This window comes from Pseudomonas sp. FW305-70 (assembly GCF_058783925.1).
In genome coordinates, this window is sequence record NZ_JBYSYZ010000004.1 from 115,590 (window position 1) to 142,179 (window position 26,590).

Annotated in this window: 21 protein-coding genes; 15 read left to right on the forward strand and 6 right to left on the reverse strand. The window is 60.9% G+C overall.

The genetic code is table 11. The annotated features are described in order from the left end of the window. Nucleotides 1-3 precede the first annotated feature (3 nt). The 8 genes from AC3WN7_RS04695 (at nucleotide 4) to AC3WN7_RS04730 (ending at nucleotide 8,570) form a co-directional block, all read left to right on the forward strand. Nucleotides 4-1,125 carry a mannuronate-specific alginate lyase gene (locus AC3WN7_RS04695; protein ID WP_102673386.1) on the forward strand — a complete coding sequence of 374 codons (1,122 nt, stop codon included), beginning with the start codon at nucleotides 4-6 and terminating at the stop codon, nucleotides 1,123-1,125. Between the two features lie 213 nt (nucleotides 1,126-1,338). Then, nucleotides 1,339-2,904 carry an MBOAT family O-acyltransferase gene (locus AC3WN7_RS04700; RefSeq protein ID WP_015096743.1) on the forward strand — a complete coding sequence of 522 codons (1,566 nt, stop codon included), beginning with the start codon at nucleotides 1,339-1,341 and terminating at the stop codon, nucleotides 2,902-2,904. Nucleotides 2,905-2,915: 11 nt separating this feature from the next. Next, the gene (locus tag AC3WN7_RS04705; RefSeq protein WP_095965514.1) at nucleotides 2,916-4,091 is read left to right on the forward strand and encodes an alginate O-acetyltransferase; all 1,176 of its coding nucleotides are present in this window, start codon (nucleotides 2,916-2,918) and stop codon (nucleotides 4,089-4,091) included. Between the two features lie 14 nt (nucleotides 4,092-4,105). Beyond that, nucleotides 4,106-4,762 carry an alginate O-acetyltransferase AlgF gene (locus AC3WN7_RS04710; protein WP_095965515.1) on the forward strand — a complete coding sequence of 219 codons (657 nt, stop codon included), beginning with the start codon at nucleotides 4,106-4,108 and terminating at the stop codon, nucleotides 4,760-4,762. Between the two features lie 213 nt (nucleotides 4,763-4,975). Beyond that, nucleotides 4,976-6,427 (forward strand): mannose-1-phosphate guanylyltransferase/mannose-6-phosphate isomerase, encoded by a 1,452-nt coding sequence (locus tag AC3WN7_RS04715; RefSeq protein WP_102673388.1) that lies wholly within the window; start codon nucleotides 4,976-4,978, stop codon nucleotides 6,425-6,427. Between the two features lie 293 nt (nucleotides 6,428-6,720). Continuing rightward, the gene (locus tag AC3WN7_RS04720; RefSeq protein ID WP_102673389.1) at nucleotides 6,721-7,185 is read left to right on the forward strand and encodes a multidrug transporter; all 465 of its coding nucleotides are present in this window, start codon (nucleotides 6,721-6,723) and stop codon (nucleotides 7,183-7,185) included. A 33-nt stretch (nucleotides 7,186-7,218) separates the two neighbouring features. Continuing rightward, nucleotides 7,219-8,043 (forward strand): SDR family oxidoreductase, encoded by an 825-nt coding sequence (locus AC3WN7_RS04725; protein WP_095965518.1) that lies wholly within the window; start codon nucleotides 7,219-7,221, stop codon nucleotides 8,041-8,043. A gap of 137 nt (nucleotides 8,044-8,180) precedes the next feature. After that, on the forward strand, nucleotides 8,181-8,570 hold the full coding sequence (locus tag AC3WN7_RS04730; RefSeq protein ID WP_102673390.1) for a DUF4440 domain-containing protein: 390 nt from the start codon (nucleotides 8,181-8,183) through the stop codon (nucleotides 8,568-8,570). A gap of 195 nt (nucleotides 8,571-8,765) precedes the next feature. Here AC3WN7_RS04730 and AC3WN7_RS04735 read toward each other — a convergent pair whose 3' ends face one another. From AC3WN7_RS04735 to AC3WN7_RS04750, 4 genes are all read right to left on the reverse strand, one after another. Beyond that, nucleotides 8,766-9,629 (reverse strand): efflux RND transporter periplasmic adaptor subunit, encoded by an 864-nt coding sequence (locus tag AC3WN7_RS04735; protein ID WP_007989922.1) that lies wholly within the window; start codon nucleotides 9,627-9,629, stop codon nucleotides 8,766-8,768. 24 nt (nucleotides 9,630-9,653) lie between these two features. After that, nucleotides 9,654-9,854, reverse strand: coding sequence for a DUF1656 domain-containing protein (locus AC3WN7_RS04740; protein ID WP_015096751.1), 201 nt, complete (start codon nucleotides 9,852-9,854; stop codon nucleotides 9,654-9,656). Further along, nucleotides 9,844-12,048, reverse strand: a complete 2,205-nt coding sequence (locus tag AC3WN7_RS04745; protein WP_102673391.1) for an FUSC family protein — start codon at nucleotides 12,046-12,048, stop codon at nucleotides 9,844-9,846. Before AC3WN7_RS04745 ends, AC3WN7_RS04740 begins: the two co-directional genes overlap by 11 nt. Nucleotides 12,049-12,187: 139 nt before the next feature. Further along, nucleotides 12,188-13,687, reverse strand: coding sequence for an efflux transporter outer membrane subunit (locus tag AC3WN7_RS04750; RefSeq protein ID WP_102673392.1), 1,500 nt, complete (start codon nucleotides 13,685-13,687; stop codon nucleotides 12,188-12,190). Between the two features lie 341 nt (nucleotides 13,688-14,028). Between AC3WN7_RS04750 and AC3WN7_RS04755 the strand changes: the two genes are divergently transcribed. The 7 genes from AC3WN7_RS04755 to AC3WN7_RS04785 all read left to right on the forward strand — a co-directional run bounded on the left by AC3WN7_RS04755 (nucleotide 14,029) and on the right by AC3WN7_RS04785 (nucleotide 24,126). Then, nucleotides 14,029-14,997: a LysR family transcriptional regulator gene (locus AC3WN7_RS04755; protein WP_095965523.1), complete on the forward strand. Its 969-nt coding sequence runs from the start codon at nucleotides 14,029-14,031 to the stop codon at nucleotides 14,995-14,997. Between the two features lie 574 nt (nucleotides 14,998-15,571). After that, nucleotides 15,572-16,732, forward strand: coding sequence for an efflux RND transporter periplasmic adaptor subunit (locus AC3WN7_RS04760; protein WP_102673393.1), 1,161 nt, complete (start codon nucleotides 15,572-15,574; stop codon nucleotides 16,730-16,732). Further along, nucleotides 16,729-19,830: a multidrug efflux RND transporter permease subunit gene (locus AC3WN7_RS04765; protein ID WP_095965525.1), complete on the forward strand. Its 3,102-nt coding sequence runs from the start codon at nucleotides 16,729-16,731 to the stop codon at nucleotides 19,828-19,830. The genes AC3WN7_RS04760 and AC3WN7_RS04765 overlap by 4 nt, the downstream gene beginning before the upstream one ends. 9 nt (nucleotides 19,831-19,839) lie before the next feature. Next, the gene (locus AC3WN7_RS04770; protein WP_095965526.1) at nucleotides 19,840-20,517 is read left to right on the forward strand and encodes a heavy metal response regulator transcription factor; all 678 of its coding nucleotides are present in this window, start codon (nucleotides 19,840-19,842) and stop codon (nucleotides 20,515-20,517) included. After that, complete coding sequence (locus tag AC3WN7_RS04775; RefSeq protein ID WP_095965527.1) at nucleotides 20,507-21,871, forward strand: heavy metal sensor histidine kinase; 1,365 nt, start codon at nucleotides 20,507-20,509, stop codon at nucleotides 21,869-21,871. The genes AC3WN7_RS04770 and AC3WN7_RS04775 overlap by 11 nt, the downstream gene beginning before the upstream one ends. A 280-nt stretch (nucleotides 21,872-22,151) precedes the next feature. Then, nucleotides 22,152-22,376, forward strand: a complete 225-nt coding sequence (locus AC3WN7_RS04780; RefSeq protein WP_102673395.1) for a hypothetical protein — start codon at nucleotides 22,152-22,154, stop codon at nucleotides 22,374-22,376. Nucleotides 22,377-22,623: 247 nt separating this feature from the next. Next, complete coding sequence (locus AC3WN7_RS04785; protein WP_102673396.1) at nucleotides 22,624-24,126, forward strand: sensor domain-containing diguanylate cyclase; 1,503 nt, start codon at nucleotides 22,624-22,626, stop codon at nucleotides 24,124-24,126. Nucleotides 24,127-24,299: 173 nt separating this feature from the next. Here AC3WN7_RS04785 and lpxC read toward each other — a convergent pair whose 3' ends face one another. Beyond that, complete coding sequence (gene lpxC / locus AC3WN7_RS04790) at nucleotides 24,300-25,211, reverse strand: UDP-3-O-acyl-N-acetylglucosamine deacetylase (RefSeq protein WP_007939852.1); 912 nt, start codon at nucleotides 25,209-25,211, stop codon at nucleotides 24,300-24,302. Nucleotides 25,212-25,323: 112 nt separating this feature from the next. Continuing rightward, nucleotides 25,324-26,517, reverse strand: a complete 1,194-nt coding sequence (gene ftsZ, locus AC3WN7_RS04795) for a cell division protein FtsZ (protein ID WP_007972612.1) — start codon at nucleotides 26,515-26,517, stop codon at nucleotides 25,324-25,326. Between the last annotated feature and the right edge of the window lie 73 nt (nucleotides 26,518-26,590).

Here is a 26,590-nt window from a genome sequence, read left to right on the forward strand (position 1 = left end):
GCTATGCGAAATCCGAAACTGAAGCATCTGTTGGTACCGACGCTGTTGAGCCTGGCGATGTTTGCTGGCGCCACACAAGCGGCGGCGCCATTGCGTCCGCCACAGGGTTACTTCGCACCGATAGAAAAGGTCAAAACCGGCGACAAGAGCGAAGGCTGCGATGCGATGCCGACGCCCTACACCGGCTCGTTGCAATTTCGCAGCAAGTACGAAGGTTCGGACAAGGCCCGCTCGACCCTGAACGTGCAGTCGGAAAAAGCCTTCCGTGAAAGTACTGCCGACATCACCAAGATCGAGCGCGGCACCAGCAAGCGAGTGATGCAGTTCATGCGTGACGGTCGCCCGGAACAACTGGAATGCACGCTCAATTGGTTGACCGCGTGGGCCAAGGCCGATGCCTTGATGTCCAAGGACTTCAACCACACCGGCAAGTCGATGCGTAAATGGGCGTTGGGCAGCATGGCGTCTTCATACATTCGCCTGAAGTTTTCCGACTCCCGTCCGCTGGCCAACCATCAGCAAGAGTCGCAGTTGATCGAAGCCTGGTTCAGCAAGATGGCCGACCAGGTGGTCAGCGACTGGGACAACCTGCCGCTCGAGCAGACCAACAACCACTCGTACTGGGCCGCCTGGTCGGTGATGGCCACTTCCGTCGCCACCAACCGCCGCGACCTGTTCGACTGGGCCGTGAAGGAATTCAAGGTCGGCGCCAACCAGGTCGACGCCAGCGGTTATCTGCCCAACGAACTCAAGCGTGAACAACGGGCGCTGGCGTACCACAACTATGCCCTGCCGCCGCTGGCGATGATCGCCAGTTTCGCCCAGGTCAACGGTGTGGACTTGCGTCAGGAAAACAACGGTGCATTGAAACGCCTCGGTGATCGCGTGCTCGCCGGGGTGAAAGACCCGGATGAGTTCGAGGAAAAGAACGGCAAGGAACAGGACATGACCGACCTGAAGGTCGACTCGAAGTTTGCCTGGCTCGAACCGTTCTGCACGCTCTACACCTGCTCGCCCGAGGTGCTGGCCAAGAAACACAAGATGCAACCGTTCAAGACCTTCCGCCTCGGCGGTGACCTGACCAAGGTCTACGACCCGGCCAATGAAAAGGGCAAAGGTTCTTAGCACCACCACAAAACTCCTGTGGGAGCGGGCTTGCTCGCGAATGCGGTCTGACATTCACCAATGATGTCGACTGATACACCGCTTTCGCGAGCAAGCCCGCTCCCACAAGGGGTCAGTGCAAGACTTGAGTTGAGTGATATTCCCTCGGTTTTCGGTGGGGGGTTTGGGGGGGCCGTTGGCCCTTGACTGTTGGTTAAACATGGAGAGATCGGGATGGTATTTTCATCCAACGTGTTCCTGTTTCTGTTCTTGCCGATCTTCCTCGGCTTGTACTACCTGAGCGGGCAACGCTATCGCAATCTGCTGCTGCTGATTGCCAGTTACGTGTTCTACGCCTGGTGGCGTGTGGACTTCCTCGCACTGTTCGCCGGCGTCACGCTGTGGAACTACTGGATCGGCCTGAAAGTCGGTGCCGCCGGGGTCAGGACCAAACCGGCGCAGCGCTGGCTGCTGCTCGGCGTGGCCGTCGACCTGTGCATCCTCGGCTACTTCAAGTACGCCAACTTCGGCGTCGACAGCATCAACGCGATGATGACATCGGTGGGTCTTTCGCCTTTCATCCTGACTCACGTGCTGCTGCCGATCGGGATCTCGTTCTACGTCTTCGAGTCCATCAGCTACATCATCGACGTCTACCGTGGCGACACCCCGGCGACCCGCAACCTGATCGACTTCGCGGCGTTCGTGGCGATCTTCCCGCACTTGATCGCCGGCCCTGTGTTGCGCTTTCGCGACCTGGCCGACCAGTTCAACAACCGCACCCATACCCTCGACAAGTTCTCCGAGGGCTGCACGCGGTTCATGCAGGGTTTCATCAAGAAAGTCTTCATCGCCGACACCCTCGCGGTGGTGGCCGACCACTGCTTCGCCCTGCAAAACCCGACCACGGGCGATGCCTGGCTCGGCGCCCTGGCGTACACCGCGCAGCTGTATTTCGACTTCTCCGGCTACAGCGACATGGCCATCGGCCTGGGCTTGATGATGGGTTTCCGTTTCATGGAAAACTTCAAGCAGCCGTATATCAGCCAGTCGATCACCGAGTTCTGGCGGCGCTGGCACATCAGCCTGTCGACCTGGCTGCGTGACTATCTGTACATCACCCTGGGCGGCAACCGCAAAGGCACGTTGATGACCTATCGCAACCTGTTCCTGACCATGCTGCTCGGTGGTCTGTGGCACGGCGCGAACATCACCTACATCGTCTGGGGTGCATGGCACGGCATGTGGCTGGCGATTGAAAAAGCCATCGGCCTGAACACCTCGCCACGCAGCATCAACCCGATCCGCTGGGCACTGACCTTCCTGCTGGTGGTGATGGGCTGGGTGATCTTCCGTGCGGAAAACCTGCACGTGGCCGGGCGCATGTACGGCGCGATGTTCAGCTTCAGTGACTGGTCGCTGTCGGAACTCAACCAGGCCAGCCTCACCGGCCTGCAAGTGGCAACCCTGATCGTGGCCTACGTGACCCTGGCGTTCTTCGGCCTGCGGGATTTCTACAGCAATCAGCCTCCGGTCAAGACCAGGCCTGCAGTGAACGTCGACGCCGACGGCCCTGCCGCTGCGACACCGGGAACGATCAAGGCCGTGCCTGGGGATAACCCGGCGAGCATCCACCAGCCTGGCTACACCGTCGGCGTCGAAGCCCAGGTGCAACCGGCCTACTGGACCGCTGACTGGTCGCGCTACGTGATGCGTGCGCTGGTGCTGCTGCTGTTCATCGCCTCGATTCTCAAACTCTCGGCGCAAAGCTTCTCGCCGTTCCTTTACTTCCAGTTCTGAGGGATCTGACCATGACCCGCTCATTACGCATCTTCTACATCGCGCTGTTCCTGGTGACCCTGCTGGTGCTCGGTCTGTGGTCGGTGCGCAGCTTCTTCGGCTTCAGCACCAACGCGGATGCGACGGTGCTCAACGGCCGCTGGAGCAAAGCCGTGGAAACGCACTACGACGACGAGTTCCCGATCAAGCGCCTGGGCACCAACCTCTGGGCTGCGCTGGATTTCAAACTGTTCAACGAAGGTCGTCCGGGCGTGGTGCTCGGTCGCGACCAGTGGTTGTACAGCGATGAAGAGTTCCACCCGGTGGTCAACGAAGAGCTGAACCTGCAAGGCAACTACGCGCTGGTCGAAGGCGTGCGCCAGACCTTGAAGGAAAAAGGCGTGCAACTGGTGATGGCAGTGGTGCCGGCCAAGGCGCGCCTGTACCCGGAACACCTCGGTGAAGTGAAACCGGCGAGCATCCACGCCAACCTCTACAAGGACTTCCACCAGCGCCTGGCCGCCGACCGGATTCCGGCCCCTGACCTGCTCGGCCCGCTGCAACAGGCCAAGCAGAATGGCCAGCAAGTGTTCCTGCGCACCGACACCCACTGGACGCCGCAAGGCGCCGAGATCGCCGCCAACCGTCTGGCCAGGACCATCGCCGACAAGTACCCGCTGAGCGGCGAGCCGCAACGCTTCGTCACCGAACCTGCCGAGACCATCACCCACAAGGGCGACCTGCGTCTGTTCCTGCCGCTGGACCCGCTGTTCGAAAACCTGATGCCTAAACAAGAGCAATTGCAAAAGCGCAATACGGTCGCGGCTGAAGACCAGCCCGCCGGTGACGACGCGCTGTTCGCCAACACCGAAGTGCCGGTGGCCCTGATCGGCACCAGCTACAGCGCCAACCCGAACTGGAACTTCGTCGGTGCGCTCAAGCAAGCGCTGAACAGCGACGTGGTCAATTACGCCGAAGACGGTCACGGCCCGATTCTGCCGATGCTCAGCTACCTGAAAAGCGATGCCTTCAAGAACAGCCCGCCACAGGTGCTGATCTGGGAGTTCCCTGAACGATATCTGCCTGTGAACAACGAAATCGGCGACGCCGACCCGCAGTGGGTCGCAGAGCTTAAACAAGCCGGCGCCCGCCAACAAAACGTAGCCATCAACAACAAATCCGAGACGCCCGACCGGGCGCAAAACTGAAAGAGAGGTACACCATGACTTTCACTACTACTCCTCGTCGTCTCGCCAAACGCCTTGCCCTGGTTGCCGGCCTCAGCGTGCTGTCGGTACAGGCTTTCGCCGCAGGCGACGCCGCCCTGTACGGCCCGACCGCACCGAAAGGCTCGACCTTCGTGCGCATCTACAACGCCAGCAACGCCGAAGTCAGCGCCACCGTTGGCAGCACCAACCTGAGCGATGTCGCGCCACTGTCGAGCACTGACTTCAGCTTCATGCCGGGCGGCGACTACAGCGCCAAGGTCGGTAGCCAGAGCCTGCCGGTGAAACTGGCCGGCGACCACTATTACACCCTGGTCAACAACGCCAGCGGCGCGCCGCAACTGATCGAAGAGCCGCCGTTCAAGAACAAGCAGAAGTCCCTGGTCCGCGTGCAAAACCTCAGCGACAAGGCGCTGACCCTGAAAACCGCCGATGGCAAGACCGACGTGGTCCCAAACGTTGCGCCCAAGGGTCGTGGCGAGCGTGAAATCAACCCGGTGAAGGTCAGCCTGGCGCTCTATGACGGCACCACCAAAGTCGGCGACGTGAAACCGGTCGCCCTGGAACGCGGTGAAGCCGCGGTGCTGTACGTCACCGGCAGCGGCAGCAGCCTGTCGCCGGTCTGGGTAAAACGCCCGGTATCGACGCGCTAACAAATTTCCGGACTGCCCCATGTCCCCTGTAGGAGCGAGCTTGCTCGCGAAAAACGTAAGGGCAACGCGTTTACTCAGATAGCGCGCGTTTTCGTTAACGTCCATCGCGAGCAAGCTCGCTCCTACAAAGGCCAGCCCGGACACGGAACAAAAACAAGAGTGAAACGACAGAACGCAGTAGCTCTAACCAATCGATATTCAAGGAGTAACAATATGATTCCGGTGATCTTGTCAGGTGGTAGTGGCTCACGTCTTTGGCCGCTTTCCCGCAAACAATTCCCTAAACAGTTCCTGGCCCTGACCGGCGAACACACCCTGTTCCAGCAAACCCTGGAACGCCTGGTGTTCGAAGGCATGGACACGCCCATCGTGGTCTGCAACAAGGAGCACCGCTTCATCGTCAATGAGCAGTTAGCGGCGCGCAAACTGGAATCCCAGCGCATCCTGATGGAGCCGTTCGGGCGCAACACTGCGCCGGCCGTGGCCCTGACCGCGATGATGCTGGTCAATGAAGGTCGCGACGATCTGATGCTGGTACTGCCGGCCGACCACGTGCTGGAAGACCAGAAAGCTCTGCAACGCGCCCTGGCCTTGGCCACAGTCGCTGCCGAAAACGGTGAAATGGTGCTGTTCGGCGTGCCGGCGACCAAGCCGGAAACCGGTTATGGCTACATCAAGTCGACCAACGATTCGCTGCTGCCCGAAGGCGTCAGCCGCGTCTCGCACTTCGTCGAAAAACCTGACGTGAAGCGCGCCACCGAGTTCGTCCAGTCCGGCGGTTACTTCTGGAACAGCGGCATGTTCCTGTTCCGCGCCAGCCGCTTCCTCGAAGAGTTGAAAAAGCACGATCCGGACATCTATGACACCTGCCTGCTGACTCTGGAACGCAGCCACCAGGACGCCGACACCATCACCCTCGACGAAGCCACCTTCGCCTGCTGCCCGGACAATTCCATCGACTACTCGGTGATGGAAAAAACCCAACGCGCCTGCGTCGTGCCGCTGACCGCCGGCTGGAGCGATGTCGGCTGCTGGTCGTCGCTGTGGGAAGTCAATGCAAAAGACGCCAACGGCAACGTCACCAAGGGCGACGTGGTGATCCAGGACAGCAAAAACTGCATGATCCACGGCAACGGCAAACTGGTGTCGGTGATCGGCCTGGAAAACATCGTCGTGGTCGAAACCAAGGACGCCATGATGATCGCCCACAAGGACAAGGTCCAAGGCGTGAAACAGATGGTCAACACCCTCAACGAACAGGGCCGCAGCGAAACCCAGAACCACTGCGAAGTCTACCGTCCGTGGGGCTCCTACGACTCGGTGGACATGGGCGGCCGCTTCCAGGTCAAGCACATCTCGGTCAAACCGGGCGCCTGCCTGTCGCTGCAAATGCACCACCACCGCGCTGAACACTGGATCGTGGTCAGTGGCACCGCCGAGGTGACCTGTGACGAGAACGTGTTCCTGCTGACCGAGAACCAGTCGACCTACATTCCGATTGCTTCGGTGCATCGCCTGCGTAACCCGGGGAAGATCCCGTTGGAGATCATCGAAGTGCAATCCGGGAGCTATCTGGGTGAGGACGATATCGAGCGGTTTGAAGATATCTACGGGCGCTCGACGCCGGTTGAGCGTGGGGTTGCGGTGAAGACGATCGCGCAGTAACGCTCAGTAAAACAAGAAGCCCTCGTCCAGCCTGCTGCGTTCCCTATCCGCAGCGGGTGGTTCGGGGGCTTTTTTTGTACTGGTTTTTTGTAGTGCCTCGACTGGCCTCTTCGCGGGCAAGCCCGCTCCCACAGTGGACCGGGTGGAACACAACATTCGTGAACAACCAAAAAACCTGTGGGAGCGGGCTTGCCCGCGAAGGGGCCCCCACAGTCACCGCGAAATCTCTCCCATCGCCAATCGCACCTACGCTTAGGTAGGATGCACTTCTCTGCTCCCGAGGTTTGCGCGTCATGTTCATCGGCGTCCTGCTGGTCATCACCTGGCTGGTCCTGTTGCTGCGCTACCCGGCCAAGGCTTTGCCCGTATCCGTGGCCGCCGCCGTGGGGTTGGGCATCGTCGCGACCTGGGTCATCTGGATGGACCACCGCGAACTCAAGCAACTGCAACGCCTGGAGTTGCGCATCAGCTATGCGCCCGGGCACTGCCCGGCCGACCGACCGCTGAAACTGACGATGAACAATGGCAATGACGTGCCGCTGACGGAACTGCGCTGGCGGGTTGCGGCCTATGCGCCGGGCGATACGGTGAACCTGGCCGACAACCAATACACCGCCCCGCGCTATCGCGGCCCCGGCGAATTGCAGGCCGGTGGCAACTGGGAAGATTGCTTGCCACTGCCGCCGTTGCGCCCTGGCTACCGACCGGAAACCCTGGAGTTTCGCGCCGAGCGATTGCAGGGTAGTTTTTCCGACTGATCCCTCCCCCATTTTTTGCACAAGGAATGCGCCATGCCCGTTGCGTTGATTACCGGTTGCTCCAGCGGCATTGGCCGTGCCCTTGCCGATGCGTTCAAGGTCGCCGGTTATGAAGTCTGGGCCAGTGCCCGCAAGGCCGAAGATGTCGCGGCACTCACCGCTGCGGGTTTCACCGCCGTGCAACTGGATGTCAACGACGCCGTGGCACTCGAAGCCTTGAGCGAGCGAATCAACCAGCAAACCGGCGGCCTCGATGTGCTGATCAACAACGCGGGTTATGGCGCCATGGGGCCATTGCTCGATGGCGGCGTACCGGCCATGCAGCGCCAGTTCGAAACCAATGTGTTCGCCATCGTCGGCGTCACCCGCGCCTTGTTCCCGGTGCTGCGTCGGGCCAAGGGGCTGGTGGTGAATATCGGTAGCGTGTCCGGCGTACTGGTCACGCCATTCGCCGGCGCCTATTGCGCCTCGAAAGCCGCCGTGCATGCCTTGAGCGATGCCTTGCGCATGGAACTGGCGCCCTTCGGCGTGCGGGTCATGGAGGTCCAGCCGGGGGCCATCGCTTCCAGCTTCGCCAAGAATGCCGGACACCAAGCCGAGCAACTGATCAGTGAACAATCGCCGTGGTTTCCGCTGCGTGAAGGCATACGCGCACGGGCCAGGGCTTCCCAGGACAGGCCGACGCCGGCCAGTGAGTTTGCCGCCGGATTGCTCAAGGCCGTGCAGCAAGCCAAACCGCCACGGCTGATCCGCCTGGGCAATGGCAGCCGCGCGTTGCCGCTGATGGCCAGTTTGCTGCCCAAGGGCTTGCTCGAATCCGGGCTGATGAAGCGGTTCGGGTTGCGTGGGCAACTCTGAGACTGCGTCGCTCCCTTCGCGAGCAAGCCCGCTCCCACAGGTCATGCGCAGATTTTGAAATAGCGCTAATCCAGTGGGAGCGGGCTTGCTCGCGAAGAGGCCCGCACAGTCTCTACAAAACTTCAGGTAACAGCACAATGACCGACTACACCGAATACTTCGACGAAGTGATCCAGGCCCACGTGGCCATCGAACAATGGTTGGCCGAGGAGCGTGACGCGTCCGAGCTGGAAAAACTGCTGACGCGTTTTTCGCCGCAGTTCTCCATGGTCTCCCCGCTCGGCCGGGTGCTGGACTTAGACGCGCTGAACGAACTGTTCACGCTGGCGGGTGGCAAGAAACTCGGGTTCCGCATTGAGCTCAGCGAGCTGCGTGGGATTGCGTTGTACGACGGCGGCGCCACCGTGAGTTACCGCGAGCAACAGACCGATGCGACCGGGCTGCACTCGGATCGTCGTTCCACGGTTGTGTTCGAGAAGGTAGATGACAGGATTCTTTGGCGGCATTTGCAGGAAACTTTCTGCTGAAACCGAGGGTGATCAACTGTAGGAGCGAGCTCGCTCGCGATGGACGTCAACGATAACGCGTGCATTCTGAATACACGCGGCGCGGTCTGGTTCATCGCGAGCAAGCTCGCTCCTACAGGGGGTTGCATTCCAAATTGTGGGAGCGGCGGTGCGGCGATCCGACTTGCTCGCGAAGCAGGCGACTCGGTCTACCGGCTATGCCCCACCCTCCTGCTTCACCACCACCGTACAGGTAATCCCCGCCGCCAACACCACACCCTCCGGCACTTCATCGATGTGAATGCGCACCGGTACTCGCTGCGCCAGGCGTACCCAGTTGAAGGTCGGGTTGACGTCGGCGATCAGTTCGCGACTCTCCGGGTTGTCGCGGTCGTAGATGCCGCGCGAGATGCTTTCCACATGGCCCTTGAGCACTTCGCCGCTCATCAGTTGCATGTCGGCCTTATCACCGACACGTACGTGGGGCAGCTTGGTTTCTTCGAAGAAGCCATAGACCCAGAACGAGTTCATGTCGACCACAGCCATTTTCGCCTCGCCGATGCGCGCATAGTCACCGCGATGCACGTTGAGGTTGGTCACGTAGCCGTCTACCGCGGCGCGTACTTCAGTGCGTTTGAGGTTGAGTTCTGCGGCTTCCAGTTGCGCCTGGGCCTGCTGGTAATCAGCCAGGGCCGAGTCGGCGAGGTTACTGGCGTCGTCGCGGTTTTCCCGGGAGATCACCAGGTTGTCCATATCGGCGCGACGATGGGCGTTGACCTTGCGCATCTCCCAGGTCGCCTTGCGCGATGCCACCAGACTCTGCGCTTGCTTGACCGCCAGGCGGTAGTGCTCGGGGTCGATCTGCATCAGCAAATCGCCTTTTTTCACCAGCTGGTTGTCACGCACCGGCACGTCCACCACTTCGCCGGTGACGTCGGCGGCGACGTTGATGATGTCGGCGCGCACGCGGCCGTCGCGGGTCCACGGCGTGTTCATGTAGTGCTCCCACAGGGAGCGGCCGATCCACAGCGCGAGGGCCAGCACCAGCAGGGTCGCGAGCAGGCTGAAAAACTTTTTCATCAGGGCATTCTCAGTGATAGAGAGTCAACGGTAGACAGTCAGCGCCATGGCACCGAACAAGCAGGTAAACAGACTCAGGCGCAGCAACGCCGGGTGCCAGAAAAAACGGTACAGGTCGAACCCGGACAGAAACCGGTCCAGCGCCCAGGCCAACGCCGCTGCGATGAAAAACATCAGGGTCATGGTCGGCATGTACACGCCGTGGAAAGCGATTTCACGAGGCATGTTCAAGTCCTTGTGGCTTGGCGCTGGCACTGGCATTCATGTAGCCGGCGAGCGGTGATTGCGGATCGAGCAGCGAGGTGCGGATGAAGTGCAGGTAGCTCTTCACCCGGCGCAACGCCGAGGTATCGAAGTGCGGGGCGAAGGGCTCGTCGGTGGACTGCACACGGCTGATCGCGTGATCGACGGCGATCAGCGCGCGTTCAAGGTTGCTGCTGTTTGGTTGCAGGAACAGCCGCACCAGCGCACGCCCCATCACCCGGATCGCCTGGCGCCACGGCTGGGATTCGGCATAGGCCGGATGCACCGGCAGAATCGCCTGCTCCTTGCGCAATTCGATGATCGCGTGGCCGACTTCCAGCACCACGAACATCCAGCGCAACAAGTCCCGCTGCACCTGCGGTTGGCCCGCCGCGAAGCCGTAGGCCTGATGCACCAGGTCACGGGTGCGGCTCTCGAAACTCGACGCCAGGCCCTTGAGCTTGCCGCTGATGGCGTACACCACCTGACCACGCAGGTCCTGCTCCAGGCGACGCCACAACCAGCGGCTGTTGGGCGGCAGAATGATCGCCCCGGCCGCTGCGCACACCAGCATGCCCAGCACCATGGCGATGTAGTCGTTGATGAAGGTGTAGGGGTTGTAGACCGTGAGGTTGTCCGGCACTGAACCTGTGCTGAAGAAGATCAGCAAGCCCAGGCCGACGCCCACGTATTGCGGCCGCGAGGTCAGGAACGAGCCAAGTACGATCACCGGTGCGAGCATCACGCACAGCAACGGAAACCCATCGATCCAGGGGAAAATGAAAAACATCTCGACGAAGCCGATCAGCGCCCCGAGCAATGTCCCGCACGCCATCTGAAAGGCCATGCGCTTGGGGTTCGGGGTGGCGGCGGACAGGCCCACGGTCGCGGCGGCAATCAGGGTCATGGTCGCACCGCTCGGCCAGGCGGTTGCCACCCAGTAGCTGCCCAACACCACCAGAATGAACGCCGCGCGTATCCCCGATGCTGCCGCTGCCAGCCAGTTGGTTTGCGGGGTGAACGGCTCGTCCCAGCGCTCCCGTTCGTGACTGTGATCGGCCAGGGACGCGTGGGTCTGTGCATAACTGTGCAAGTCGTCGACAAAGCGATAGAGCAGTTCGTAGGCGGTGTGGAAATCCAGTTGCCCGGCCTCGCTCGGATTGCTCTGCTGGAACGTCGCCCGCAGACAGCGCACCCGCGCTGGCAAACCTTCCTTGTAGGCGCTCAGCACTGTAACCAGGCGCGCTGCATCGGCGCTGGTCAGGGCACGACCGCTGAAGCCGTCGAGCAGCTCGGCGAGGTCCTGCAAGCCGGGTTTGATCGCCTCCACCACCTGGTCTGCCGCGCTGCTGCGCAGGCGTTCAAGTAACTGGTGCAAGGCGTTGAAGCGCGTGGTGATGCCCATGAATTCGCTGTTCAGGCGACTGAGCCGGCCATTGCGCCGACGCATGTGCGGGTCTTCGAAAACAGTGATGCTGCGCAAGCCTTCCAGACCCACGGCTTCGGCGATGAAACGCACGTTGCCGGCCTCGAACGCCTCGCGCTGACTGCGACCGCGCAAGCCGTCGGTGACGAACAGGGCGAACACGCCGAAGCGCTGGTACAAGGCATTGCGCATCGCCGCGCTGGCCGATTGCGGCAGGATCGCCGCACTGACCAGGGTCGAACAGAGAATGCCCAACGAGATCTCCAGCACCCGCCAGACCGCCGCCATGAACGCGCCATCCGGATGGGCCAGCGCGGGTAGACCGACCATCGCGGCGGTGTATCCGGCGAGGACAAATCCATAGGCGCGAAAGTTGCGGCAGCGCGCGGCACCGGCCGTACAGATGCCGACCCAGATCGCCAGCGAACCGAGGAACAGCTCAGTGTTCTGCGCAAACAGGGCGATCAGCGCGACCATCACCGCCGACCCGGCCAAGGTGCCGAGAAAGCGATAGAAACTCTTGGCGAACACCTGACCGCTTTGCGGTTGCATGACAATGAACACGGTGATCATCGCCGTGCGCGGTTGCGGCAGTTCCAGGCGCATGGCCAGCCACAGCGTCAGGAATGCCGCGAACAACACCTTGAAAATGTAGACCCAGGTCACGCCATCGCTGCGTGCCCAGTCGAAGAAGCCCCGGCGCCATTCAAGGGAGTACAGCCAGCGCAAGGGTGCGGGCAAGGGAGTCATCTAATCCTGCTCAATAAAATTCAGTGAAGACCCGGAACCTGTGGGAGCGGGCTTGCTCGCGATAGCGGTGTGTCAGGCAACAAAAGTGTCATCAGACACACCGCCTTCGCGAGCAAGCCCGCTCCCACAGGTTTTGTGTTCAACGCAAAAGGCTCGGGGTTTTCGGCGCCTGGGTCTGGCTGTCGTTCGGCACGTCGTTGCCGGCACCGAGACCACCGCCCAACGCCGTCACCAGTTCGGCATGGGCGCTCAAACGCGCCGCCTGGACCTGCTGCTGCACTTGCTGCTGCTTGAACAGCAAGGTCTGGGCGTTGAGCACGTTGAGGTAGTCGGTCAGGCCACGCTGGTAGGCAATCATCGCGATGTCGTAGGTCTTCTGCGCGGTGGCCACCGACTCGGCGGCGAACGCCTGCTGCTTGTCCATGGACTCGCGGCGGATCAACTGGTCGGAGATGTTTTTCAGGGCATTGACCAGGGTCTGGTTGTATTTGGCCACGGCGATGTCATACCCGGCCGAGGCTTCGCCCAGCTCGGCACGCAAACGCCCACCATCAAAAATCGGCAACGAAATCGCCGGACCCACGCTGTAGTTGAGCTTCTTGCCGGTCAGGAACTCCAGGGCCCCGCCGCCAGTAGCCATATAGCCGAGGCTGCCGACCAGATCGACGTTCGGGTAGAAACCGGCATGGGCAACATCAATACCCCGCGCCTGTGCTGCCACCTGCCAGCGGCTGGCGACCACGTCCGGGCGCTGGCCGAGCAATTGCGCCGGCAGCGACGACGGCAGTTTCAGTGGTGCCCCCAGCGACAGCGTTGGCCGCTGCAGCTGCGCGCTCTCACCCGGCCCCTTGCCGGCGAGGGCGGCGAGCTGGTTGCGGCTCAGGGCGATTTCTTCGTCGAGGGCATCGAGCTGGCGATGGGTTTCCGGCAGCGGCGTCTCGGCCTGGCTGACTTCGAAATGGGTGCCGATGCCGCCCTTCAAACGCTTCTGCGCCAGCTCAAGGATCTGCTGTTGCTGCTTCAAGGTCGCATCAACGATGTCCCGTTGCGCGTAATGCAGCGAGAGTTCGATGTAGACGCGCACGATGTTGTCCTGCAATTCCAGCTGGGCCTGTCGCGCTTCGGCGACCGTCATGTGTGCCATGTCCACCGCACGCTCGGCGGCATTGCTTTCGCGGCCCCAGAGGTCGAGGGCATAACTGAAACCCAGTGCGGCGTTGTTGTCCCAGGTCGTGGCGTTGGCCAGCTCACCCGGACCGTAGAACGGGTCGGTGGGCCAGTTGTGGCGCTTGAGGGTGGCATCGCCATTGATCTGCAGCGACTCGGCCGCTTCGGCCACGCCGGCCATGGACCTGGCCTGACGCACCCGAGCGGCGGCGATGGCCAGGGTCGGACTGCCTTGCAGGGCGAGGTCGATCCAGCGATTCAGTTGCGGGTCGCCATAGACTTGCCACCATTGCGCGGTGGGCCAATTCGCATCTTGCGCGGCGCTCTGGATTGCTTCGTCGGTGGCCAGCGAATTGGCCTCCAGCGCCTTGCCCTGCGGGGCAATACCTCCGGTTCCGATGCAGCCGCTGATTGCCAGGGTTAAAGCCAAAACACTGAGCGGCTCAAGCGCTCTGCTGATGCGACGCGGCACTGCTGCGATTTCCTGAAAATAGGGGGAGGCACGAAATTTTCTGAAAACCGGAGATCCGCTTTTGTGGGAGCGGGCTTGCTCGCGAAAGCGGTCTGTCAGTCAACATCTCTGTTGAATGTGATGCCCTCTTCGCGAGCAAGCCCGCTCCCACAGGTTGTGCGGTGGGTCGAGCCCCGGTTGCCCAGTTGCGCAATTCTATGGGGAGGCCTGAATGGCGATAAGCTGGGATTCCTGTGAATCTTTGTTACCGTTAACGAGATAATCCGTAAGTCGATCTTTAGTCGCCTGTAAATAAACAGAAACTTCGTGTCACAATTTGTCATTCGACGAGAGAGCACCCCATGGACACTTTGCAAAACATGCGCGCCTTCAGTTACGTGGCCGAAGCCGGCAGCTTCACCGCCGCCGCCGTGCAACTGGACACCACCACGGCCAACGTCTCGCGCGCGGTCTCCAACCTGGAAGCCCACCTGCAAACCCGCCTGCTCAACCGAACGACCCGCCGCATCGCCCTGACCGAAGCCGGCAAGCGTTACCTGTTGCGCTGCGAACAGATCCTGGCCTACGTCGAAGAAGCCGAAGCCGAGGCCAGCGACGCCCACGCCCGCCCGGCCGGGCAACTGAAAGTGCACACCATGACCGGCATCGGCCAGCACTTCGTGATCGACGCCATCGCCCGCTACCGCAAGACCCACCCGGACGTAACCTTCGACCTGACCATGGCCAACCGCGTGCCGGACCTGCTCGACGAGGGTTACGACGTGTCCATCGTCCTCGCCCGCGAACTGCCGGATTCGGGTTTCGTCTCCCAACGCCTGGGCATCACCTACAGCATCGTTTGCGCCTCGCCGGCTTACGTCAAAGCCAACGGCTGCGCACAAAAACCCGGCGACCTGCTCAACCACGCCTGCCTGCGCCTGGTCAGCCCGGTGATCCCGCTGGAAAAATGGGCCTTCGACGGCCCTGATGGCCAGGAAATGGTCACCATCAACAGCTCCCCGTTTCTGGTGAACTCCGCCGACGCGATGAAATCCGCGATCATCAGCGGCATGGGCGTTGGCGTCCTGCCGCTGTACGCCGCCATTGAAGGCCTGCGCAACGGCACGCTGGTGAGGGTGATGCCCAAGTACCGCTCACAAGAACTGAACCTGTATGCGATCTACCCTTCGCGCCAGTACCTGGACGCGAAGATCAAGACTTGGGTCGAGTATTTGCGCGGATCGTTGCCGGAGTTGCTGGCGGCGCATCAGGCGGAATTGGCGGCATATGAATTGAGCGGGAGTCTGGGTGGAGTTCGGCTGGCGAATTGAGCCAAATCCTGACCCTGTAGGAGCTGCCGCAGGCTGCGATCTTTTGATTTTTATTTTTAAGAGCGGAAGATCAAGATCAAAAGATCGCAGCCTTCGGCAGCTCCTACAGGCCGAGCGTTAGCTCGCATGCAGCTCTTGATCTTGATCCACCCGCCCCCTCGGAAGGCTGAGTGGAGGCGTTCATCCGGGGGTGGGCGCGCAGCGCCGTTCGGCGAAGCCGAACACATCGAGAGGAGGTCGAAGCGAAGCCGACCGGAGGCGATGCCCCCGGATGAATGCCGGAGCGAAGGAACCCCGAGCCTAGGCGAGGGGCCGTACGTTCGGGGCGAGCGTTTTTTGCTTCCTTTTTTAGGCGCTTGTAAAAAAGGGAGTCGCCGTAAGGGCGAAACCATAAGCCGCCGTTACCCAAAAAACGGATATGTACTCCATCACCCCAAAGCCTGGTCGGCCCAAAGGCCGCCAAGACACAAAAACTGACAGCGCCGTCAGTTAGCCGTCACCCTCCTGACCGCCAAACGGGTTTATAAAGGAGAATACCCTTCGACCAAAAAACCAGCCCCGGCGCCCCACTCGCATGCGAACCCAGAAAAAACCCGCCCTGCTCGTCGCCCTTCTGATCGTCCTGGCAGCGCTGGGCCTGTGGTACGCCACCCAACCGGTCAAGACCAAACTCGCCCCCCCCACCGCCATCCCGGTGCGCGTGGTCGCCGTCGTCGAAAAAGACGTGCCACGCTACGTCAGTGGCATCGGTTCGGTGCTGTCCCTGCACAGCGTCGTGGTCCGCCCGCAAATCGACGGAATCCTCACCAAAATCATGGTCAAGGAAGGCCAACTGGTGAAAAAAGACGACCTGCTGGCCACCATCGACGACCGCTCGATCCGCGCCAGCCTCGACCAGGCCCGGGCACAGCTGGGCGAAAGCCAGGCGCAGCTGCAAGTGGCGCTGGTCAACCTTAAACGCTACAAACTGCTGAGCGTTGACGACGGCGTTTCCAAGCAGACCTACGACCAGCAACAGGCGCTGGTGAACCAACTCAAAGCCACCGCCCAAGGCAATCAGGCATCAATCGACGCAGCCCAGGTACAACTTTCCTACACACAGATTCGCTCCCCAGTGACCGGTCGCGTCGGCATTCGCACCGTGGATGAAGGCAACTTCCTGCGCATGACCGACACCCAAGGCCTGTTCACCGTGACCCAGATCGACCCGATCGCCGTGGAGTTCTCCCTGCCGCAACAAATGCTGCCGACCTTGCAGGGCCTGATCAACGACCCACAGCACGCCCGGGTCAAGGCCTACATCGGAGCTGACACCGACGGCGAAACCGGCAACCTGCTCGGCGAAGGTCACCTGACCCTGATCGACAACCAGATCAATGCCAACACTGGCACCATTCGCGCCAAGGCCGAGTTCGACAATCCGGGGCAGAAGCTGTGGCCGGGTCTGCTGGTGACGGTAAAGATTCAGACAGCCCTGGATAAAGATGCGCTGGTGGTGCCGCCGACGGTCGTACAACGCGGCCTCGACCAGCACTTCGTGTACCGGGTCAATGGCGACAAGGTCGAAGCCGTTCAGGTGCAAATGGTCTATCAAGGCAGCGGCCAGGACATCATCAAGGGCGTGAAACCGGGTGATGTACTGGTCAGCGATGGTCAGTCGCGGCTCAAACCGGGGTCGACGGTGCAGGTGATGACCGAGCCGCCGCAAGTGGTGCAATCGGAGGCGGCACAATGAAGGGCCACGGTTCGATATCCGCCTGGTGCATCGACCACCCGGTGGCCACGGTCCTGCTGACGTTCGCCCTGGTGCTGCTGGGCGTCATCGCCTTTCCACGCTTGCCGGTAGCGCCGTTGCCGGAGGCAGAATTCCCGACCATCCAGGTGGCCGCGCAATTGCCCGGCGCCAGCCCGGAAACCATGGCGTCCTCGGTGGCCACGCCCCTTGAGGTGCAATTCAGTGCCATTCCCGGCGTGACCCAGATGACCTCGAGCAGTGCACTGGGCTCAACCATCCTGACCCTGCAATTCACCCTCGACAAGAGCATCGACACCGCCGCCCAGGAAGTGCAGGCGGCGATCAATACGGCCGCGGGCAAGCTGCCCAAGGACATGCCGAACCTGCCGACCTGGCGCAAGGTCAACCCGGCCGACAGCCCGGTGCTGATCCTCAGCGTCAACTCCTCGCTGATGCCCGGTCCGGAGCTCAGCGACCTGACGGAAACCCTGTTGTCCCGTCAGCTCAGTCAGGTCGACGGTGTAGGCCAGGTCGCCATCACCGGTCAGCAGCGTCCGGCGATCCGCGTCCAGGTTTCGGCGGACAAACTCGCCGCCATCGGCCTGACCCTTGCCGACATCCGCCTGGCGATCCAGCAGACCAGCCTCAACCTGGCCAAGGGTGCGCTGTACGGGGAGTCGAGCATCTCGACCCTGTCCACCAACGACCAGTTGTTCCACCCGGAGGACTACAGCCAGCTGATTGTTTCCTACAAGGACGGCGCGCCGGTTCATCTGCGCGATGTCGCCAAAGTCGTCAACGGATCGGAAGATGCCTACGTCCAGGCCTGGGCGGGCTCACAACCGGGGGTGAACCTGGTGATCTTCCGCCAACCAGGCGCCAACATCGTCGAAACCGTGGACCGCATCCAGGCCGCCTTGCCGGCGCTGGAAGCGATGCTCCCCGCCTCGGTGCAGGTCAAGGTGCTGATCGACCGGACCCAGACCATTCGCGCCTCCCTTCATGAAGTGGAAATCACCCTGCTGATCGCGATCATGCTGGTGGTGGCGGTGATGGCGCTGTTCCTGCGCCAGTTGTCGGCGACCCTGATTGTGTCGGCGGTGCTGGGGGTTTCGCTGGTCGCCAGTTTTGCGCTGATGTACGTCATGGGCTTCAGCCTGAACAACCTGACGCTGGTGGCGATCGTGGTGGCCGTGGGCTTTGTGGTCGATGATGCGATCGTGGTGGTGGAAAACATTCACCGGCACCTGGAGGCCGGCGACGGCATGCGCGAAGCGGCGATCAAGGGCGCGGGCGAGATTGGTTTCACCGTGGTGTCGATCAGCTTTTCGCTGGTGGCGGCGTTCATTCCGTTGCTGTTCATGGGGGGCGTGGTCGGGCGACTGTTCAAGGAGTTCGCCCTGACCGCCACCTCGACCATCTTGATTTCGGTGGTGGTGTCGCTGACCCTGGCGCCAACCCTGGCCGCGCTGTTCATGCGCGCGCCGGTGCATCATGCCCACGACAAACCGGGCTTTGGTGAGCGTCTGTTGGCCTGGTACGAAAAAGGCCTGCGCCACGCCCTCGCCCATCAGAAAACGATGATCGGCGTGTTCGCTTTGTCGCTGGGTCTGGCCGTCGCCGGTTACATCTTCATTCCTAAAGGCTTCTTCCCGATCCAGGACACCGGCTTCGTCCTCGGCACCACCGAAGCCGCTGCTGACATTTCGTACGGCGACATGGTGAAAAAACACCTCGCCATGGCGGAAATCGTCGCCGCCGACCCGGCCGTGGAAACGTTCTCGCACTCGGTCGGAGTCTCCGGCAGCAACCAGACCATCGCCAACGGCCGTTTCTGGATCACCCTGAAAAAACGCAGCGACCGCGATGTCTCGGCCAGTCAGTTCATCGACCGGATTCGTCCGCAACTGATGAAAGTACCGGGCATCGTCCTGTACCTGCGCGCCGGCCAGGACATCAACCTCAGTTCAGGCCCGAGCCGTGCCCAGTACCAATATGTGCTCAAGAGCAACGATGGCCCGACCCTGAGCACCTGGACCCAGCGCCTGACGGAAAAATTGCGCGCCAACCCGGCCTTCCGCGATATTTCCAACGATTTGCAACTGGGCGGCAGCATCACCCACATCAGTATCGACCGCAGCGCCGCGGCGCGTTTCGGGCTGAGCGCCAGCGACGTCGACGAAGCCCTGTACGATGCCTTCGGCCAGCGCCAGATCAATGAATTCCAGACCCAGGTCAACCAGTACAACGTGATCCTGGAGCTGGACACACAGCAACGCGGCAAAGCCGAAAGCCTCAACTATTTCTACCTGCGCTCACCCCTGAGCGGGGAAATGGTACCGCTGTCGGCCCTGGCCAGGTTCGATGCACCCACCATCGGCCCACTGTCCATCGCCCATGACGGCATGTTCCCGGCCGCCAACCTGTCGTTCAACCTGGCGCCCGGCGTGGCCTTGGGCGATGCGGTGATCATGCTCAACCAGGCCAAGGCCGACATCGGCATGCCAACCGCCATCAGCGGTAATTTCCAGGGCGCGGCCCAGGCGTTCCAGAGTTCGCTGGCCAGCCAGCCGTGGCTGATCCTGGCGGCACTGTTGGCGGTGTACATCATTCTCGGCGTACTCTACGAGAGCTTCGTGCATCCGCTGACGATCATTTCGACCTTGCCTTCTGCGGGCCTCGGCGCAGTGATCATGCTGTGGATCTGCGGCCAGGACTTTTCGATCATGGCCTTGATCGGCCTGGTGCTGTTGATCGGTATCGTCAAGAAAAACGGCATCCTGATGATCGACTTCGCCCTCGAAGCGCAGCGCAATGGCGGACTGTCGCCTGAAGAAGCGATCTTCAAGGCCTGCATCACGCGGTTCCGGCCGATCATCATGACCACCCTCGCCGCGCTGCTTGGCGCCCTGCCGCTGATGCTCGGCTACGGCACCGGCGCCGAGTTGCGCCAACCCCTGGGGATCGCGGTAGTCGGCGGCTTGCTGGTGAGCCAGGCGCTGACGCTGTTCACCACGCCGGTCATATACTTGTGGCTGGAGCGGTTATTTCATAGGCCCAAACCTTTGCCAGTACCGACGCTGGCGACCACAGACTGAGGCGGGGTCATGCGCGTCCTGATTATCGAAGACGAAGAAAAAACCGCGGACTATCTGCACCGCGGCCTGACGGAACAGGGTTACACCGTGGACCTGGCGCGGGATGGGGTCGAAGGCCTGCATCTGGCGCTGGAGAGCGACTACGCGGTGATCGTCCTCGACGTGATGTTGCCGGGCCTCGACGGCTTCGGCGTGTTGCGCGCCTTGCGTGCGCGCAAGCAGACCCCGGTGATCATGCTCACCGCCCGCGAGCGTGTGGAAGATCGCATCAGGGGCCTGCGTGACGGCGCCGATGATTACCTGGGCAAACCGTTTTCCTTCCTTGAGCTGGTGGCACGCCTGCAAGCACTGACCCGGCGCAGCGGCGGTCATGAAGCGGTGCAAGTGAGCATTGCCGACCTGTGGATAGATTTGATCAGCCGCAAGGCGACCCGCGCTGGCACACGACTGGACCTGACCGCCAAGGAGTTCTCGCTGCTCAGCGTATTGGCGCGCCGCCAGGGTGAAATTCTCTCGAAAACCGCCATTGCCGAGATGGTCTGGGACATCAATTTCGACAGCGACGCCAACGTCGTCGAAGTCGCGATCAAACGCCTGCGGGCCAAGCTCGACGGGCCGTTCGAAGAGAAATTGCTGCACACCATTCGCGGCATGGGTTATGTGCTGGAGAGCCGTGGTGTCCAGTAACAGTATCGCCTTGCGCCTGAGCGGGATGTTCACGCTAGTGGCGCTGCTTGTGTTCCTGTTGATCGGCTGGGCCTTGTACCAGCAGGTCGACAAAGGCCTGGGCCTGTTGCCCGAAGCCGAGCTGGATGCGCGCTACAGCGTGCTCGAATCCACGGTCGGCCGTTACGGCACGCCTGAGCATTGGGTGAAGATCAACAACAAGCTCAACCTGCTGAGCGAAGAAGACAAGCGCATCAGCTTCTGGATCATCAGCGGCGATCCGCATTACGAATACGGCAACCTGACCCCGCAGGTCCGCACCTTTGCCCAAGGGCCACTGGGCATGCGCGACATGCATCTGCCGGATCACCCCTATCCGCTGAAAGTGTTGGTCAGCGAATTCCCGGCCAAGGACCAGCGCCCACCGCTGCGCTTCATGATCGCCATCGACACCGAGACGTTTTTCCATACCCAGCATCAACTGTTGATTGCGCTGATCAGCCTGGCGATTGTCGGCGTGCTACTGGCCTCGGCACTGGGTTATTGGGTGGCGCGGATCGGGCTGAAGCCGCTGATCAAACTGTCCCAGGAAGCCCGGCGTCTGGCCCCGCCGTTGCGCTCGGGGCGCTTGCGATTGTCACCGTTGCCGCCGGAACTCGATCAGTTCGTCAGCTCGTTCAACTCGACCCTGGAACGGGTCGAGCAGGCTTACTCACGCCTTGAATCGTTCAATGCCGACGTCGCCCACGAACTGCGCTCGCCACTGACCAACCTGATCGGCCAGACCCAGGTTGCATTGACCCGCGGACGCTCCGCCGAGCATTACTTTGAAGTGCTGCAATCGAACCTCGAAGAGCTTGAGCGGCTGCGTTCGATCATCAACGACATGCTGTTCCTGGCCAGTGCCGATCAGGGCAGCAAGGCGACCAAACTGACGTCCACGTCGCTGGCCGATGAAGTGGCCACGACCCTGGAGTATCTGGACTTCATTCTCGAGGACGCTCAGGTCCAGGTAGAGGTCAGTGGTGACGCGCAAGTGAGCATCGAGATCGCCCATCTGCGCCGGGCGTTGATCAATCTGCTGAACAACGCGGTGCAGCACACTGCGCCCGGCCAGGTGATTGAAGTGCACATTGAAGCCGCCGAACATCAGGTCAGCATCGGCGTCGCCAACCCCGGCTCACCGATTGCCCGCGAACACCTGCCACGGCTGTTCGAACGCTTCTACCGGGTCGATGCCTCGCGCAGCAACAGCGGCCACAATCATGGCCTTGGGCTGGCCATCGTCAAGGCGATTGCATTGATGCATGGCGGCGATGTGTTCGTGCGCAGTGACCATGGGATGAATACGTTCGGGATTCATCTTCCTGTCTGAAAAACACAAACTACTGTGGCGAGCGAGCTTGCTCGCGCTGGGCTGCGAAGCAGCCCTAAAAACCTGAGCGCGCGTTCTTTCAGACAGTCCATGTTCCTCGGACCTGCGACTGCTGCGCAGCCGAGCGGGAGCAAGCTCCCTCGCCACAAAAGAGCTCGACACCACCAACTGTTGCTCAAGTCGCAACAGTCCTTTCATGAATCCGCTCTTTTTCCCCTCGCTCAAGATCCTTATCTTTGCCCGCACCAAACAGCACTTGCCAAGCAAGAAGGTTTTAAAGATGTCCAACCGTATGGGTATTGCCAGCGCTTTCGTTTTGTCCTCTTTGTTCCTGTCGCCACTGGCGATGGCGGAAGAATCGCAGACTTTCGTCGCACATAACGCCGCACGCGCTGCAGCGCTCGAAGAGCATCAGATCGAGATGACGGCCAAGGCTGCGCAAGACGCCCAAGCCCCGCAAGCCTCGACCACTCAGGCCCGGCCACAGGTCGAGAAGGACAGCTGATCCGCACCGTTCACTCCCGCTTCCCACGACACTGTTCATCGGCTCTTCCCTTTGAAAAGTTGTCTGCAAAGCCGCTGTTTTCAGCGGCTTTTTTTACAATGGCGATTCAACTTTCATTGCAATTTTCGCAACGACAAGCGCTGATGCCCACGCCATTGATCAGTCGTTAGAGCAACAGGCACGATTCACCCGGCTGCTACGTTAATGCAACTACGCTTACAACGTCCCTTTAGCAGACGTCAGCCCTATGACCGCAAGCCGCACCCCACATTTTCAAGGCCCGTCCGGGCGACCCGAGATCATGGTGATCTTCGGCAGCACCCTGACGGTCATCTCGATCCTGTGCATCGTCACTTTTCTGCTGATCCGCGAACACGCCTACGCCCAGCAGATCGCCACACGCAGCGCGACCACCATTGCGCAACTGATCGATGCCGATGTCCTGCGTACGGTCGAGCTCTATGACCTGACCTTGCAGGGCCTGATCGCCGCTGCCCAACGGGACGACCTGAAACAGGTTTCGCCGCAGATTCGTCATCTGGCGCTGTTCGACCGCTCCACCACCGCGCGCTACAAGGGCGACATCCTGCTGCTGGACAAGCACGGCGACGTGCTGGCCGACTCATCGTTGATCGAACCGAAACCGGGTAACTTCGCTGACCGCGATTATTTCCTGGCCCATGTCTTCAATCGTGATACCGGCATGTTTATCAGCCGACCGTTCAAGCCGCGCTGCGACTGCGATGACAACGACCAATGGCGCATCAGTTTCAGCCGGCGCATTTCCTCGCCCACGGGTGAGTTTCTGGGAGTCGCGGTAGCCTCGATGCGCATGAGCTACTTCGATCAGTTGTTCAACAGCCTCGACATCGGCACCGGCAGTACGCTGGGCATCATCAACAATGACGGGATCCTCCTGGCGCAGAAGCCGTACCGGGAACCGCACTCCATCGGCAAAAGCTTCTCCAGCCGCCCCAACGTCGTACGCATGCTGCAGGAGCGCAATGGCACCTTTGAGAGTGTGTCGAGTGTCGACCATCAACGGCGCTTGTACACCTTTACCCGGGTCGGCAACCTGCCACTGACTGTCATCGTGGCCCTTTCTGTGGATGAGGTGTTCGCCACCTGGAACCGTACGGCCTATGTGATCAGCGGTGCTACCGGGGTTTTGTGCATAGGTTTGCTGTGGTTGACCTGGCTGCTCTGCCGCGAACTGCGCCTGCGCCAGAGTGCCGAGCAGGAATTGTCGCAACTGGCGGCCACCGATGCCTTGACCGGCGTGGCCAACCGCCGATCCCTTGATCAGACTCTGCGCCATGAATGGTTTCGCGCGCAGCGCAGTGGCAAGCCGTTGTCGTTGCTGATGATCGATGCCGATCACTTCAAGGCCTTCAATGACCGGCACGGGCATCAGGCCGGCGACGAAGCGTTACGGGCATTGGCCGAGGTCATCAGTGCCAATGTCCACCGCCCCACAGATCTGGTGGCGCGCTACGGGGGCGAAGAGTTTTCGGTGATCCTGGCCGAAACAAGCGGTGACGGTGCACGGCAGATTGCCGAACATATTCGTGAGGCTGTACAAAAACTGCCACTGGTCGACGCCGGTGAGCGACCGATGAGCGTGAGTATCGGTATTGCCACCTGGACAGCGACCAGCGATATCACCCTGGAACAGTTGCTATTCAATGCGGACAAGGCGCTGTATCAGGCCAAGGAGAGGGGGCGTAACCGGGTGGTTTGTGCCGAATAGGATTTTCATTGGATGGGAGGACGCCATCGCGAGCAAGCTCGCTCCCACAGGGGAATGCAATCAACTGTGGGAGCGAGCTTGCTCGCGATGAGGCCAGCCCAGGCACTACAAACTTCGGACATAAAAAAAGGCCACCCGAAGGTAGCCTTTAAAAAACTAGAGAGGTTTTTTGCTTACACGGCCGCAACCGGGCGCATGTAAGAGATCGGTGCAGTGCTGGCGTCTTCGAACGTCACGACTTCCCAGGCATCTGTCTGCTCAATCAACTTGCGCAGCAGCTGGTTGTTCAGTGCGTGGCCGGACTTGAAGCCCTTGAACTCACCAATCAGGCTATTGCCCAGCAGGTAGAGGTCACCAATTGCATCGAGAATCTTGTGCTTCACGAATTCGTCTTCATAGCGAAGGCCGTCTTCGTTCAGTACGCCATCGGCGTCGACCACAATAGCGTTTTCAACACTGCCGCCGAGTGCGAGGTTGTGCTTGCGCAGGTACTCGATGTCACTCATGAAACCAAAGGTACGGGCGCGGCTGACTTCTTTTACGAACGAAGTGCTGGAAAAATCCACGCTTGCACTTTGGGTGCGGTCACGGAAAACCGGGTGATCGAAATCGATCTCGAAGCTCACTTTGAACCCTTCGAAAGGGACGAAAGTAGCGCGCTTGTCGCCATCTTCCACTGTCACTTCACGCAGGATGCGGATGAACTTCTTGGCGGCGTCCTGTTCTTCCAGGCCAGCCGATTGAATCAGGAATACGAAAGGTCCGGCGCTACCATCCATGATCGGGACTTCGGACGCGGAGAGCTCGACGTAGGCGTTATCGATGCCCAGGCCTGCCATGGCCGAGAGCAAGTGCTCTACCGTGTCCACTTTGACGTCACCGTTAACGAGCGTGGTCGACATAGTGGTTTCACCAACGTTTTCCGCGCGGGCAGGAATCTGCACCACGGGATCGAGGTCGGCGCGACAAAACACAATGCCAGTGTCGACAGGCGCTGGCTTGAGGGTCAGATAGACCTTCTCCCCGGAGTGCAGGCCGACACCTGTGGCACGGATAATATTCTTCAGGGTGCGTTGTTTAATCATGGCATGGGCCGCTTCAGCGCAAATTGCGAACTGGTATCAACAAAGGCTGGCGATGATAGCAGACCACGCCTTTGCTGAACACCAATCACCTTCATAGCCCTGATACATTTCATCAATCGGCCTGACGACGCAGGAAAGCCGGGATGTCCAGGTAGTCCAGGTCATCTTGCGGATTCATCTTCGCGGCAGTCGCAGCACCGGCCTGGGCCTGGTTGCGCATGACGGTCGGACGGTCCAGGTCACGGTAGTTCACCGCTGGAGCTTCCTGACGAACAGGGGCCTGTTGTTGTGGCTGTGCAGCCATCGAAGTGTGAACGGTATTGTCGATGACCTTCACAGGCTTCTCGATTTTAGCGCCCAGACCGGTTGCAACGACAGTCACGTGCAGCTCGTCGCGCATGTCCGGATCGATAACGGTACCGACCTTGACCATCGCGTGTTCCGAAGCGAATGCCTCGATGATGCTGCCCACGTCGGAGTATTCGCCCAGGGACAGATCCGGACCGGCGGTGATGTTTACCAGGATGCCGCGAGCGCCTTGCAGGTTCACGTCTTCCAGCAGCGGGTTGCGAATGGCCGCTTCGGTGGCCTCTCGTGCACGGTTCGGACCGCTGGCGCAGCCAGTGCCCATCATCGCCATGCCCATTTCGCTCATCACGGTACGCACGTCGGCGAAGTCGACGTTGATCATGCCCGGACGCTTGATGATGTCGGAGATACCGCGAACGGCTCCGGCCAGTACATCGTCAGCCTTGGCGAAAGCCGACAGCAGGCTGGCGTCTTTACCGAGGATGGTCAGCAGCTTCTCGTTGGGAATGGTGATCAACGAGTCGACGCTTTCGGAGAGCATGCGGATGCCTTCGTCGGCGATCTGCATACGCTTGCGGCCTTCGAACGGGAACGGACGGGTCACCACCGCAACGGTGAGGATGCCCATTTCCTTGGCCACTTCGGCGATGATCGGCGCAGCACCGGTACCGGTACCGCCGCCCATGCCAGTGGTGATGAACACCATGTTGGTGCCCTGCAGGACTTCGGCAATGCGCTCACGGTCTTCCAGAGCGGCTTGACGGCCGACTTCAGGGTTGGCGCCAGCGCCCAGGCCCTTGGTCACGCCGGTGCCCAGTTGCAGGATGGTACGCGCGCCGATGTTTTTCAGCGCTTGAGCATCGGTGTTGGCGCAGATGAACTCGACGCCTTCGATGTTGCTCTTGACCATGTGGTTGACAGCGTTGCCGCCGCCACCGCCGACACCGATAACTTTGATTACCGGGCTTGCGGGGATGTTGTCTACGAGTTCGAACATTTTCCCTCTCCTTTACATTCTCTAGTTTTTTCGCCTACTGCGTGCTTCGGTGTAACGGTGTTGCGGTAAATCT

Excerpts from the sequence above, each read along its gene's own strand:
- AC3WN7_RS04695 (WP_102673386.1), top strand. The coding sequence starts at position 4 with ATGCGAAATCCGAAACTGAAGCATCTGTTGGTACCGACGCTGTTGAGC.
- AC3WN7_RS04700 (WP_015096743.1), top strand. The coding sequence starts at position 1,339 with ATGGTATTTTCATCCAACGTGTTCCTGTTTCTGTTCTTGCCGATCTTC.
- AC3WN7_RS04705 (WP_095965514.1), top strand. The coding sequence starts at position 2,916 with ATGACCCGCTCATTACGCATCTTCTACATCGCGCTGTTCCTGGTGACC.
- AC3WN7_RS04710 (WP_095965515.1), top strand. The coding sequence starts at position 4,106 with ATGACTTTCACTACTACTCCTCGTCGTCTCGCCAAACGCCTTGCCCTG.
- AC3WN7_RS04715 (WP_102673388.1), top strand. The coding sequence starts at position 4,976 with ATGATTCCGGTGATCTTGTCAGGTGGTAGTGGCTCACGTCTTTGGCCG.
- AC3WN7_RS04720 (WP_102673389.1), top strand. The coding sequence starts at position 6,721 with ATGTTCATCGGCGTCCTGCTGGTCATCACCTGGCTGGTCCTGTTGCTG.
- AC3WN7_RS04725 (WP_095965518.1), top strand. The coding sequence starts at position 7,219 with ATGCCCGTTGCGTTGATTACCGGTTGCTCCAGCGGCATTGGCCGTGCC.
- AC3WN7_RS04730 (WP_102673390.1), top strand. The coding sequence starts at position 8,181 with ATGACCGACTACACCGAATACTTCGACGAAGTGATCCAGGCCCACGTG.
- AC3WN7_RS04735 (WP_007989922.1), bottom strand. The coding sequence starts at position 9,629 with ATGAAAAAGTTTTTCAGCCTGCTCGCGACCCTGCTGGTGCTGGCCCTC.
- AC3WN7_RS04740 (WP_015096751.1), bottom strand. The coding sequence starts at position 9,854 with ATGCCTCGTGAAATCGCTTTCCACGGCGTGTACATGCCGACCATGACC.
- AC3WN7_RS04745 (WP_102673391.1), bottom strand. The coding sequence starts at position 12,048 with ATGACTCCCTTGCCCGCACCCTTGCGCTGGCTGTACTCCCTTGAATGG.
- AC3WN7_RS04755 (WP_095965523.1), top strand. The coding sequence starts at position 14,029 with ATGGACACTTTGCAAAACATGCGCGCCTTCAGTTACGTGGCCGAAGCC.
- AC3WN7_RS04760 (WP_102673393.1), top strand. The coding sequence starts at position 15,572 with ATGCGAACCCAGAAAAAACCCGCCCTGCTCGTCGCCCTTCTGATCGTC.
- AC3WN7_RS04765 (WP_095965525.1), top strand. The coding sequence starts at position 16,729 with ATGAAGGGCCACGGTTCGATATCCGCCTGGTGCATCGACCACCCGGTG.
- AC3WN7_RS04770 (WP_095965526.1), top strand. The coding sequence starts at position 19,840 with ATGCGCGTCCTGATTATCGAAGACGAAGAAAAAACCGCGGACTATCTG.
- AC3WN7_RS04780 (WP_102673395.1), top strand. The coding sequence starts at position 22,152 with ATGTCCAACCGTATGGGTATTGCCAGCGCTTTCGTTTTGTCCTCTTTG.
- AC3WN7_RS04785 (WP_102673396.1), top strand. The coding sequence starts at position 22,624 with ATGACCGCAAGCCGCACCCCACATTTTCAAGGCCCGTCCGGGCGACCC.
- lpxC (WP_007939852.1), bottom strand. The coding sequence starts at position 25,211 with ATGATTAAACAACGCACCCTGAAGAATATTATCCGTGCCACAGGTGTC.
- ftsZ (WP_007972612.1), bottom strand. The coding sequence starts at position 26,517 with ATGTTCGAACTCGTAGACAACATCCCCGCAAGCCCGGTAATCAAAGTT.